The organism is bacterium, from assembly GCA_013360215.1.
GTDB lineage: Bacteria > CLD3 > CLD3 > SB21 > SB21 > JABWCP01.
This window is the reverse complement of sequence record JABWCP010000016.1, coordinates 53,431-67,184: the sequence shown is the minus strand read 5'-3', so window position 1 is coordinate 67,184 and position 13,754 is coordinate 53,431. Positions and strand designations below refer to the sequence as shown.

The 13,754-nt window shown below is 46.1% G+C and carries 8 protein-coding genes; all 8 read left to right on the top strand.

The window, feature by feature from the left end; genetic code table 11:
- Nucleotides 1–375 precede the first annotated feature (375 nt).
- Nucleotides 376–3,633, top strand: a complete 3,258-nt coding sequence (locus HUU58_10845; protein NUN46168.1) for a glycosyl hydrolase — start codon at nt 376–378, stop codon at nt 3,631–3,633.
- A gap of 135 nt (nt 3,634–3,768) precedes the next feature.
- Nucleotides 3,769–5,316 carry a YifB family Mg chelatase-like AAA ATPase gene (locus HUU58_10840; protein ID NUN46167.1) on the top strand — a complete coding sequence of 516 codons (1,548 nt, stop codon included), beginning with the start codon at nt 3,769–3,771 and terminating at the stop codon, nt 5,314–5,316.
- 190 nt (nt 5,317–5,506) lie between these two features.
- Nucleotides 5,507–6,652, top strand: a complete 1,146-nt coding sequence (locus HUU58_10835; protein NUN46166.1) for a pyridoxal phosphate-dependent aminotransferase — start codon at nt 5,507–5,509, stop codon at nt 6,650–6,652.
- 87 nt (nt 6,653–6,739) lie between these two features.
- Nucleotides 6,740–7,855, top strand: coding sequence for a glycine cleavage system aminomethyltransferase GcvT (gene gcvT / locus HUU58_10830; protein ID NUN46165.1), 1,116 nt, complete (start codon nt 6,740–6,742; stop codon nt 7,853–7,855).
- Between the two features lie 43 nt (nt 7,856–7,898).
- The gene (locus HUU58_10825) at nt 7,899–11,060 is read left to right on the top strand and encodes a DNA translocase FtsK (protein NUN46164.1); all 3,162 of its coding nucleotides are present in this window, start codon (nt 7,899–7,901) and stop codon (nt 11,058–11,060) included.
- Between the two features lie 56 nt (nt 11,061–11,116).
- The gene (locus HUU58_10820; GenBank protein ID NUN46163.1) at nt 11,117–11,752 is read left to right on the top strand and encodes an outer membrane lipoprotein carrier protein LolA; all 636 of its coding nucleotides are present in this window, start codon (nt 11,117–11,119) and stop codon (nt 11,750–11,752) included.
- Between the two features lie 12 nt (nt 11,753–11,764).
- Nucleotides 11,765–12,763, top strand: coding sequence for a flippase-like domain-containing protein (locus tag HUU58_10815; GenBank protein ID NUN46162.1), 999 nt, complete (start codon nt 11,765–11,767; stop codon nt 12,761–12,763).
- Nucleotides 12,750–13,733, top strand: a complete 984-nt coding sequence (locus tag HUU58_10810) for an SLBB domain-containing protein (protein ID NUN46161.1) — start codon at nt 12,750–12,752, stop codon at nt 13,731–13,733. Before HUU58_10815 ends, HUU58_10810 begins: the two co-directional genes overlap by 14 nt.
- Nucleotides 13,734–13,754: the final 21 nt, after the last annotated feature.

The following is a 13,754-nucleotide window of genomic DNA, read 5'->3' as shown; positions in this document are numbered from 1 at the left end:
ATACTTGCCTCCTTCACTAGGAGACAATAATACGGCTTTCTAACACGACATTTCTACTTTGCTATATTAGGACATTATTACCTTGCCGAGATAGTTATTTTTTCCTTTACCATGTATTCTCAGGTTGGCGGCTTTCCACATCGTCGGACGGATTATTCGTATTAAAGCGTTCATGGTAATAACCTTTATTCTCATACGAAAAATTCATAGACTTATTTTACCAATAAACCGGCATCGAACTGAAACTATAGGCTGTGTTTTTCGTAATATGACATGCCTATGTCCTTTCTTTTTTGGTATCTCGGTTTCATTGCTTTATTGATTTGTCATATCAAGTAATCATTATTATTTAACCCATCGCATGAGGATTTTTTTATGAATCATATCACGCGTATTATTCTGATTGTGTCATGCTGCATGAGTTTTGCGTTGGAAGCGCAAACCAAAGCGGATTCGCTCAAGAACATTTCATTATCGGGACTGCAGTTTCGCAGTATCGGCCCGGCTTTTGCCGGCGGCCGCATCGTAGATATTGCGGTTAATCCTGCCAATCCGGCGGAATATTTTGTTGCTTCGGGTCACGGGTCATTGTGGAAAACCACTAATGGCGGGACGACGTTCGCGCCGGTATTCGATGGGCAAAAATCGTACTCTATCGGTTGTGTGGTGATGGATCCGTCCAATTCCAATATCGTGTGGGTTGGCACCGGTGAAAGCAATGGACAGTCCAATGTGATTTTTGGCGACGGTATTTATCGCAGCGAAGACGGCGGTAAAAGTTGGAAAAATATGGGACTCGAAAATTCAGAGCATATCGGCGGGATCGTTATTGACCCGCGTAATTCCAATACCGTATATGCGGCGGCATATGGCCCGTTTCGTAACGACGGTGGTGAGCGTGGTGTTTATAAAACCACCGACGGCGGTAAAACCTGGACACGTGTACTTCATGTGAGCGACTATACGGGATTTTGGCAAATCCATATGGATCCGAATAATTCGTCAGTTTTATATGCCGTGGCGCATCAACGGTTCAAAAAACTATACGCTACCGTTCAAGGCGGGCCGGAGAGTGCGATCTATCGCAGCACGGACGCCGGTGTGTCGTGGCAAAAAGTGATGTCCGGACTGCCTTCCGAAGATGTGGGCAAAATCGGACTGGCGATAGCGCCTTCCAACCCTCAAGTGCTTTATGCTATCGTGCAAGCCAAAGAAAAAGGCGGTGTGTACCGCAGCAGCGACCGCGGTGCGAGCTGGGTCAAACGCAGCAGTTATGTTTCGACGTATGCGTTTTATTTTCAGGAATTATTTTGCGATCCCAAGGATGAGAATACCGTTTACAGCATGGATGTTTTTAATCAGATCAGCCGTGATGGCGGTGCGACTTGGTCCAAACTTGGCGAGAAATACAAACACGTAGATAATCATGCGCTTTGGATTAATCCTATAAACACCAAACACCTGATTGCAGGAAGTGACGGCGGAGTGTACGAATCATTAGATCAAGGTAAAACCTGGGATTTTAAAGCCAATATGCCCATTGCCGAAGTGTATAAAGTTTCGATAGATCAGGCGCTTCCGTTTTATCATGTCTATGCGGGTACGCAGGACAATAACAGTTTCTTCGGACCATCAAGAACGAATTCATCGGCCGGAGTGACCAATCAAGATTGGACGTTTACTTTAGGCGGTGACGGATTTGAAACCCAAGCCGACTGGAGTGATGAAAACATACTTTATGTGCAGTCCCAAAATGGCGGGCTTGTACGTTATGATAAAAAAACGGGTGAACAACTTTTTATCAAACCCATTGATACGGCCGATGTGGGTTATCGTTTTGATTGGGATGCGGCGTTATTGATTTCACATCACGATCCCAAACGATTGTATTTCGGCGGTCATCGTTTATTTAAAACAGACGATCGCGGCAATACGTGGACACTGCTGAGCGGCGATCTGACGCGCGGTGTTCCGCAAAAATTAATCAAAATGCAGGGCAAGAGCTGGAGTTATGATGAGCTGGCCTCTAAAGGTTCGCTGGCCAATATTACGGCCATCGCGGAATCGCCGATAGATCCCAATATTCTTTTCGTCGGTTCGGGCGACGGATTGATTCATTATTCCGATGATGGCGGTAAAACGTGGAATAAACCCGCATCCACGGGAGGGTTACCGGAGTTTGCACGCGTTCATACGATCGTCGCATCGTCGCATAACAGACGCGTGGCGTATGCCGCTTGCCACAATTTTGGTGACGGCGATAATAAACCGTACTTGCTCAAAACAAGCGATGGCGGGAAGACGTGGACGTTACTCAACGGCAATCTTCCCAAGAGAGGTTCTACCTATTCTTTTGCAGAAGATCACGTGGATCCTAATTTGTTATTCGTGGGTACCATGTTTGGTCTGTATGTTTCCAATACCGGAGGTCAGGACTGGGTAGCGTTTAACAATGGTATTCCTCCGGGATTGATCACCGACATGACCATCCAAAAACGTGAAAACGATTTGGTCGTCGCCACGTTTGGTCGCGGTATGTATATTCTCGACGATTATACGCCGCTCCGTCACCTGTCCAAAGAAACGTTACAAAAAGATATTGCCATACTGCCGATCAAAGAGGCATCCATGTTTATTCCTTCCAATCCGTTTGGTTTTCCCGGAACGGGTTTTCAGGGTGCCGGTTTTTTTGCAACGCCGAATCCGGAAACAGGCGCCGTATTTACGTATTACGTTAAGGACGATTACAAGTCGCTGAAGAAAAAACGCCGCGATACCGAAAAAGAAAAACAGAAAAAAGGCGAGGACATCGAACTGCCTTCGTATCAAACACTGCGCAATGAAGCGGATGAGCAAGAACCGTTTTTTGTTTTTACGATCAAAGATGAATTGGGCCAACCTGTACGACGCATTAAAACTTCCGTTCAGAAAGGCGTCAATCGTATCGTGTGGGATTTTCGAACCAATGTATTTACCCCGATTTCTCTGACGCCATTTGATAACAGCATACCTTGGAATGATCCGGATCGGGGATATATGGTGGTTCCGGGAAAATACACGGTTTCCGTGTCGCGCTACGAAGCCGGTCAATGGACGGATCTCGGCGTGTCGCAATCCTTTATTTGTAAACCGCTTTTAACACCGTCTTTACCTGTTGCGGATCGCAATAAATTAGACGCCTTCAATAAAAAAGTAGCCGAACTGATCCGGGCTATCAGCAGTGCGGATGCCTACCGTGAGAGTATGGTGGAGAAAATACCGTTGCTCAAACAAGCCGTGATCGAAACGGCAAAGCTTCCCGAAGGAACGTATGCAGCTGTGGTCGCTGCAGAGGATAAACTCAAACGTATTCAACGTCAAATGAATGGTGACGGATTGCGTGCGCTGTATGAAGGTGTGCCGCCGACATCGTTGCGGGGGCGCGTCGAAATCATCACCGGTAATCTGTGGACTACCACATCGGATGCGACAACTACATTTCAGCATTTGTATGACGTGGCGGCTGCACAATTTGAAGGATTACTTCGTGCACTCCAGGAGACTGATGCGGAGATCAAACGCATAGAACAGCAGATGGATCGTTATGGCGCGCCTTTTACGCCGGGTCGTTTACCGTCTGTAATCAAAAACTAAAAAATACAATTCGTCCCATTAAACGGCTTTCGGTTAAAAAATCCCGGAGCCGTTTTTTTATTGTCATTTTTTGACAGAAAACCTTCCGCATCCATATTTAATTTTTTTAAAAAAAATTTGCGATGAAGGGGGTTTATGTTAGCACAGATTTTATCCGCGACTACATTTGGTATTGATGCTTTTATCATCAAAGTCGAAGCGCATCTGGAGGGCGCCGTACCCGGTTTTATCACGGTCGGTTTACCGGATAATGCCGTCCGCGAAAGCAAAGAGCGCGTTAATGCGGCAATCAAAAACTCCGGTTTTACATTTCCGATCAAACGCATTACGATCAATCTTGCACCGGCGGATTTGCGGAAAGAAGGTTCCGGGTTTGATCTCCCGATCGCCGTGGGTATTTTGGCCGCGCACGGTCAGATCGAGTCCCATCGTACGGAGGAATACGTGGTCGTCGGTGAATTGAGTTTGGATGGAAGTTTGCGACCCATCAACGGTGTGTTGTCTCTTGCGCTTCGCGCCCGCCGCGAACATATCAAAGGCATCATCGTACCGGCCGGTAATGCCGCCGAAGCCGCCATGGCTGAAGGTTTAGAAGTTATACCTGTCAACGCATTATCGGATGCTGTTCAATTTCTCAACGGACAAAAACACATCGCACCGCACCAGGTAGATATGTCGGCACTTTTTGATCAGGCTCCGGCTATGCCGGTGGACTTTCGTGATGTCAAAGGGCAGGAACATGCCAAGCGAGCGCTGGAGATTGCGGCCGCCGGAGGCCATAACATCATTATGATCGGTCCGCCCGGAAGCGGTAAAACGATGTTAGCCAAACGTATCCCGACAATACTGCCTGATCTGACACCGGATGAGGCGCTGGAAACAACCAAAATTCATTCTGTCGCCGGTTTTTTGCCGCAGAATACGCCGCTGGTTACCCTGCGTCCTTTTCGTTCACCGCACCATACGATCTCCGACGCGGGACTGATCGGCGGGGGACATATTCCCAAACCCGGTGAAGTCAGTCTTGCGCATCACGGCGTACTTTTTCTTGATGAATTACCGGAATTTAAAAAAAACGTATTGGAGGTCATGCGCCAACCTTTGGAGGATGGGCATGTTACCATTAGTCGCGCTGAAATGTCGCTGACGTACCCGGCTAATTTTATGCTCGCTTGCGCGATGAATCCTTGCCCGTGCGGATTTCACACCGATCCCGGCAATCGCTGTACTTGTAATCCGGGTATGATCCAGCGCTACATGGCCAAAATATCGGGGCCACTTCTGGATCGTATTGATATTCATATTGACTGTCCGGCGATAAAATATAAAGAACTTTCTGCCGAAGGCCACGGCGAAACCTCCTCGGCGATCCGCGAACGCGTTAAAAAAGCGCGGCAAATTCAGTTAAAACGATTTGAATCTCTGCGTAAAAAAGGCCAGCCTGTGTACTGTAATGCGGATATGGAGTCGCGCGCCATTCGCGAATTTTGTACGATCGATGCACGCAGTCAGGAATTGATGAAACTCGCGATTACCAAACTGGGGTTATCTGCGCGGGCATACGATCGTATTCTTAAAGTAGCGCGGACGATTGCCGATTGTGCCAATGCTCCGGCCATTCGCGCCGAACACGTCAGCGAAGCAATCCAATACCGAAGTTTGGATCGCAGTTACAGCGGATAAATACCCGGCTTTCTAACAGGACATTTCTACTTTGCTATATTAGGACATTTCTATTTTGCCTTGACACAAGGGAATAATTTCTTGATAAAACCATTTAAAAACGGTAAATTCTTTTTTATTAGAGATTTAGCTTTAATAACACGGGAGAGTTTTGGGCATGTCAGATTTTAAAGTTGCTCCGGCTTCGGCCATGAGTCGTTTGGGAACCGAAACGGCTTTTGAAGTGCTCGTAAAAGCCAAGGCTTTGGAGGCGCAAGGAAAACACATCGTACATTTGGAAATCGGCGAACCGGATTTTGACACGCCGACCAATATTTCCGAAGCGGCGATAAAAGCGCTACGTGAAGGATGGACGCATTATGGGCCGTCACCCGGTTTGCCCGATTTGCGCAAAGCGATTGCCGATTATGTTTCCCAAACCCGTCATATCGAAGCCCATCCGGACGAAGTGGTCGTCACGCCCGGCGGTAAACCGATCATATTTTTCCCCATCATGGCCTTGATTGACCCGGGCGATGAAGTGATTTATCCTAATCCCGGTTTTCCGATTTATGAGTCCATGATCAATTTTGTCGGCGGTAAAGCCGTGCCGCTGCACATCAGCGAAGAAAAAAATTTTACCTTTGATGTGAACGAACTGAAGGAAAAAATTTCGCCTAAAACCAAACTTGTGATTATCAATTCGCCGGCCAATCCGACCGGCGGGGTGTTTAGCAAAAAAGATATCGAAGATATAGCGGCGATCGTCAAACAATATAATTGTTACGTGATGTCCGATGAAATTTATTCACGCATCATGTACGGGTACGAACATTATTCCATAGCCAGTCTTCCGGGCATGAAAGAACGCACGATTATTTTGGACGGATTTTCCAAAACGTATGCCATGACCGGATGGCGCGCCGGTTTTGGTGTGATGCCCAAAGATCTCGCAGCAATGGTTTCCAAACTGCAAACCAACAGTAATTCGTGTACGAATAGTTTTGTACAAAAAGCATGCATCGAAGCGTTGCAGGGGCCGCAAGACAGCGTGAATGCGATGGTCACCGAATTTGAAAAACGCCGCGATTTTATCGTGGACGGACTCAATGCGATCAAGGGTTTTTCCTGCAAAAAACCGTTGGGTGCGTTTTATGTATTTCCCAATATCATCAAAACCGGTTTGGATTCGCGTAAACTCGCGGATTATCTGCTCAATGAAGCCGGTGTCGCAGCTTTATCCGGGACAGCATTCGGCAGTTTCGGTGAAGGGTATCTCCGGTTTTCTTATGCCAATTCGCTCGATAATATCAAATTGGCACTGGAACGAATTGATAAAGCGATGAAGAAATTGTAAGAAAATTGAAAGTAGATTGTCTTTTGTGAACTGACTGATATAGTAAATAAGTCATTTTTAAGTAGTAAAGAATTTGGAGAACATATTTTGAGTACTTCAACTAACCCCCAAAAAACACCGTTCTACGATAAACATATCGCAGCCGGTGCTAAAATGGCCGATTTTGCAGGCTATTATATGCCGATTCGTTATGACGGCGATATCGTCGAACATCAACGCGTCCGGACAGCCGTCGGTGTATTTGATGTGTCACACATGGCCGAATTTATGGTAACCGGCGAAGGCGCGGCAGATTTTGTACAAAAAATTACGGTCAATGATGTTTCTAAAATGGCCGATACGCAGGCACAGTATTCCGCGATGTGCAAACCCGACGGCGGTATTGTGGACGATCTGATCGTGTACAAATACAACGATAAAAAATTTATGCTTGTCGTCAACGCATCCAATATGGAAAAAGATTTTAATTGGGTAAAATCGCATTGCCCTTCTCATCTCCAATTGGAAAATATCAGCGACGATATTGCGTTGCTTGCGATTCAGGGACCCCACGCAAAAGAAGTCGTACAGTCGCTGACAAAAACCAATCTGTCGGACATCAAATTTTATTGGTTCCGCGAGGGCGAAGTGGACGGCGTGCCGATGACAATTTCACGTACCGGATATACCGGAGAGAAAGGTTTTGAACTGTATTTCAATACGAAGTTTGCCGATCAGATATGGAATGCGGTGATGAAAGCCGGTGAAAAATACAATATCGGTTTAGCCGGTCTTGGTGCGCGGGATACGCTGCGTTTGGAGATGAATTACCGCTTGTATGGCAACGATATTGATGAAACGACAAACCCGCTTGAGGCTTCGCTCGGCTGGATCACCAAACTGAATAAAGGCGAGTTTATCGGGCGCGAAGCATTACAAAAAATAAAAGCCGATGGCGTTAAGAGGAAATTAGTCGGTCTTGAAGTCGAAGGAAAAATACCGGCGCGTCACGGTTACGACATCATGTCGGACGGACGAAAAGTCGGCGTAGTGACTAGCGGTACATTTTCGCCGAGTTTACAACGTGCGATTGCCGTGGGGTACGTAGAGACGGCATTGGCAAAAGACGGTACGATGCTCAAGATCAATGCACGCGGCCGTGAGCTTAACGCTAAAGTATCGCCGACGCCGTTTTATAACGGGGATCCCAGTTCGGATTTCTAGAGACAAGGCGTCTTGGTTAAATATGAATTCTAATAACATTTGAATGGCGTCAAAGAAAAAAAATAATCCCAAACCCAAAGCGGCCGAATCGCCGAAAGGTAAGATACCTCAAAAGCCGCAGCCGCCAAAGGGGCTGAAACTCAATCTTGGCATCAAACTCAAAGAAGAAATCTTTGGTTTGCTGCTGATGACCGTGAGTTTATTGTCTATTTTGTCGGTTGTGACGCATGTTGCTAATGAACAACCCGGCACGATCATGGAGCTTTGGAGGGCTGGGCAATTGCAAAACCTGCTCGGTCCGGTCGGTGCGATGTTATCTCATTATTTGGTAGGTTATACCTTCGGTTACCCCTTTGTTGCAGTACCGATTTTATTTTTGGTATATGGTTGGCTCTTCTTTACGCACAAAAGCATTTTTCTCGTCAATCAGTTTGCGTTTTATATCCTCACGCTGATGTTGATTGTTTCAACGTGGCTGGCGATACCGGGTGCGTTGGATCATTCCGAAAACTGGAATGCGAGCGGCATGTTGGGCGGTATGCTCGCGCATCAGCTGTACACGTGGCTTGGCGGCTTTGGCAGCGTGACGATCTGGGTTGTTTTTTCGCTCATCTGGATTACGATGGTTACCCGCGTGAGTATCGCCGATCTTATCCCTGCGATCAAAAATATTCTTTTCACATCGTATCGCACGACGACCGGCACGATTTCCAAATTCAAATCCCGTCAGCAGGAGTTGTTGGAAAAAGAGAGTGAAGTTTCTGAGGATGAGCCTGACAATGTCAGTGAAGATGCTGCTGAAAAACCGCTAATCCCTGAGTACTTGCAGAAAAAAACCATTAAAACGTCAGTATCCCCGACGTCTGCAAAAACTGAAAAAGTTAACGAACCGGTAAAAACAGAAATTCCTCAGGTCACAACGAAACAAAGTACGACGATTGCCCCGGCGATCAAGGAAGAAAAAGCACCGGAAGAATTGGTCGCCGTGCAGGCTAAAGCAGAGGAGCCTAAACGCGATGCAATCACGGGAACAGATTTAGGGATGGATACGCAGTTTGTCCGAGATCTCAAAGCGATCGGACATATTGATAAAAAATTCTCGATTAATCGCACCAAGCTGGAAGAACTTTCAGCATCCGCAGGTCATACCGATTCCCATCAGGATTTGCCTCAGGAAGAAACGACGGCGCCCGCAAATACACCTGTTACTGAGAGCCCGAAACCGCGTGTGGTCGAACCAGCAAAAGATTTGACGATAAGACCGGAAGATGCCGATCTTGATATGGCGGATGCCGACTTCAAAGACCTTGCCCGCAGTATGTTTGATGCGGAGCATCAACATATTGAGTGGGAGAAAGAATGGGTCAAAGAAGAAACAGCCGAGCTTGAACGTGCAAAAACGCGTCTTGATATGAAGCCGGCGCGTAAACCGAAAACACAAACGGTAAAAATCGAAGATATTGTCGAAACCCAAGAAGCGCCAAAAGAAGATATTCATACGATCGTGTCGGACAGTACGGATGCATCACAACTATCATCGAACGATGTTAATCCCGTAACGCAGGAAGAGCCGCAACCGGAAGTGACTCTTCCCGAAACAGCACAAGAAGCGGAGGCTTTGGCGGCGTCGGTCAAAGCCGTAAAAAAGGAAGCGCCGAAACCCGAACCCGCGATTGATTTTGATAAAGAAAATTCACAAGCGCGAAAAAAATATAAGTTTCCTTCTATTGATTTGCTGGAGCCTACGCAGTCACTTGAAAAATTAACTCCGGAAGAAATCGGCTACCTTAATACAAAAGTTGAACAGATCATCGCCAAGCTGGCTGAGTTTGGCATTGCAACCAAAGTGGTGGCTACGGAATACGGTGGACCGGTGGTAGCTATTTATCAACTGGAATTACCGTCGGGATTAAAAATTTCCAAAATCACGGGCTTAGAAGACGAACTTGCACTGTCCCTCAAAGTCAAATCCGTGCGTATGGTACCGGTTACCAGCAAAGGCACGATACAAGTCGAGATACCAAAACTCAAAGCCGAGCCTGTGATGATTCGCAGTCTTTTTGAAGATCCGTCATTTCGCGATGCGAAAAACAAATACAAACTGGGTTTGGCATTGGGGAAAACGATAGACGGTCATATTCATTTCGAAGATCTCGCCAAAATGCCACACTTGCTGATCGCCGGTACGACGGGTGCCGGTAAATCGGTAGGTATCAATTCGATCATCACCAGTCTTCTGTATCAGTTCGATCCGTCGGAAGTGAAGTTTATCATGGTGGATCCCAAGAAGGTCGAATTGGCGTTATATCGCAGGTTAAAAAATCATCATTTGATTTCCCTGCGCAATCATCGCGGTGAAGTAATTGAAGACGTCATCACAAAACCGGAAAACGCGAAGCTTATTCTCAAAGCGCTTGTCGAAGAAATGGAAGAGCGTTATGAAAAATTGGCGGAGGCCAATGTGCGTAATTTGGAAGATTATAATAAGCGTTGGAAAGAAGGTCGGATGCCGCACGATGGCAAATATCAGCATTACAAATTGGAATACATCGTTGCGATCATTGATGAGCTTGCCGATCTCATGATGACGGCGCCGCGCGAAATAGAAACATCCATAACGCGCCTTGCACAGATGGCGCGTGCTGTCGGTATTCACCTGATTGTCGCCACACAACGTCCTTCGGTAGATGTTTTGACCGGCTTGATCAAAGCCAATTTTCCGGCGCGTATAGCATACGCAGTGCGTTCCAAGATTGATTCGCGAACCATCCTGGACATGGGCGGCGCGGAGCAGTTACTCGGCAAAGGCGACATGCTTTTTATGCCGCCGGGGCAAGTGCCGATACGTATCCAAAACGCGTTTACTTCGACGCAGGAAACGGAAACCATCGTTGATTTTATAAACCGCATGCAGGCATTCCCGCGTCGTGATTTTATGGTGAAAGAAGAACCGCGTGAAGAGAACGAAGGCGGTGAGGTGGATTCGTCGGGATTTGATGAACTTTTTAATCAGGCGATGGAGATCGTCGTCAAACACAATCAAGGTTCAGCTTCGCTTTTGCAGCGCCGTCTATCTGTCGGCTACGCCCGTGCGGCAAGGCTTATTGATCAACTGGAACGTGCGGGTATCGTAAGCGCACCTGATGGAGCCAAACCGCGCCAGGTGCTTATTACCGAAGATCAGATGGCGATGTATATGAATTAGTGTTCGTTTGATTATGTTTATTGTATAACCATTTTCCAAAGAATGGAGTTTATCGTTTGAAGTATTTGATCGTAAGTTTGATAGCTCTTTCCGGTGTTTGGGCCCAAGGTAAACCGGAAGACGCACAGTCGGTCATCCGTAAAGTGCAAAACAAGTATAAAAAAACGGACAGTTTTTCGTTTTCGTTTGATTACCGTTTCAAATGGAAACTGACCGGAAAAAGTCAGAGTGCTCAGGGTAAATTGTTCTTCAAAAAGGAAAACAATATTCGCTATGAGCTGGGTCAACAACTCAATATCACCAACGGGGAGTCGGTGTGGCAATATTCGGAAGTCAATAATCAGGTGATTATTGATAAACTGAAAAAGAACAGCCGTAGCCTGTTTATGCCCAAATATTTTTTGTATGATTATTTGGAAAAATTTATTGCCGAAGTCATCAAAACGGAAACGATCAACGGCCGATTGGTTTATGTGCTCAAGCTTGATCCGCGGGACCGTGATGATTTTGTGCAAAGCATGAAGATCTGGGTGCCTTCCGATACGTGGATCACCCAAAAAATAGAATACGCTGATTTGGAGGGTAATCAAGTTACATACGAGTTTACCCACGTCGAAATAGATCAGCCGATGAATATGAATCTTTTTACATTCACGCCGGAAACCGGTATGGATGTGATTGATTTGCGATGACCGGAGTGTAACTTGAAAAAAATACTATTTCTTCTGCTTAATGTTTTGGTTAGTGTTTTTTTTGTATGGCTTGCGACACGCGGTATAGATTGGACACAACTGGGTTCCTCATTAACTTCGATCAGTCTGACGCTTGTGATTTTTTCAGTGATCATCAATCAATTTAGCTTATGGCTTCGTGCCTGGCGATGGAAGTTTTTATTGGCTCCTTTAAAAGACGTGCCGACGCTTAGTCTGTTTTCAAATGTCAGTATCGGATTTATGATCAACAACATTTTGCCGTTCCGTCTTGGAGAAATAGCGCGAGGTTATATTCTAAAAAAAGAACATCAGATTTCCTTTACGGCCTCGATGGCAACGGTGGTGGTGGAACGTGTCATTGATGTGATTTCGTTGTTGACGGTTTTTGGTGTACTGGTAATTATCTTTCCTTTTCCGGAATGGATCAAAACGGCCGGCATTGTTGTCGGTGCTATAGATTTAGCAGCTATTATTTTCATGATTCTGCTTGTAAAAAATACGGAAGCCACATGCCGCTTGGTGCAATCCATGATTTCAGTTTTTCCGGATAGTCTCAAGCAACGCGTAGATCGTCTTTTACGATCTTTTGTGTCGGGAATTACATTTACGCATGCTTTGGGTACAACCGTAGTCATTGCTGTGCTGAGTTTTTTGATCTGGGCTGTTTATACCTTCTCAATATGGATTATGTTCAAAGCATGCAATGCCCCTGAACTGGCGATGCTGGACCTTATTGATGCGACCATCGTGATGACTTTTTCTTCGTTTGCTGTGATGATTCCGGCGGCACCGGGTTATGTGGGTACATTTCATGAAGTCGTCAAGCAGAGTCTTATGATGTTTCGTGTAGATCGGGAGGTTGCGCTTGGATTTGCCATCGTCATACATGCTTTCAATTATGCCGCGCAGATAGTTATTGGTGTCGGATATTGGATTAAAACTAATTTTAGTCTCAAAGAGGCGTTATCGAATGTACATGAAGAAAAATAATTTTTTGAAAATGTTTGTCACCGGATTGCTGATGGTAATTTCCATGAGCAGTAGTGCGAGCCAGCTTTACGCACAAACAAAAGATTCGCTCAAAACGGATGCTTTATCGCAAATACGTGCTGATCGCAAAATCAGACCGGGTGATATTCTGGATGTCGTGGTCTACGGCCATGACGAATTACCTAAACAAATCAAAGTCGAAGCCGATGGTACCATCAAATATCCTTTCATGAAGGATATCAAAGTGGACGGTATGAGCGTCGAACAATTGACGAATATCTTATCGGCCCGACTTTCGCAATATATCGGCGGGCGCGCCGAAGTGATCGTGGCCTATGCTAAAGATGAAATGATCGAAGTGATTGTTCTCGGTTCAGTCGTTCAGCCGGGTTCGCATAAAATTCCCCGTAACCACACTATTCAAGGTGCTATTGCGACGGCGGGCGGCGCGACTGTGCGCAGTGATTTGGATCGAACGAAACTTATTCGTATCAACCCCGAAACAAGTTTGCGTGAAGAAATTGAAGTGCCCATGGTTTCCATCATAGTAGAAACCGGCGATATCAGGAAACTGCCTGCTTTGCGTGACGGTGATGTTATTTTTGTTCCGTCTATTTATGGTGCAGTATATGCTAATGTACTCGGTGCTGTGGGAAAACCCGGTAATTACGAATTATTTCCCGGTGCGAATCTGGTGGATGTGATTTTTTTGGCAGGCGGTCCCAAAGATGATGCTTCGATTCGCACTGTCAAATTGATACGTCGTATCGGCGTCGCGCAAACGGAAGAAATCGTCGATGTAGAAGCGGTTCTCAAGGCCAAAGGTGGTTCGGTTCCGCTCGTGCAACCCGGCGATATTGTATTTGTGCCGGCGAAAAAGTTTACGCTGAAAACGATATTTCAAGTGTTGAGTTACGCGGCGACGATCTTAACCTTGATTTTCCTTTCCAAACAAGCTGGTTTATTGTAATACCACATAGAAAGTACAGGA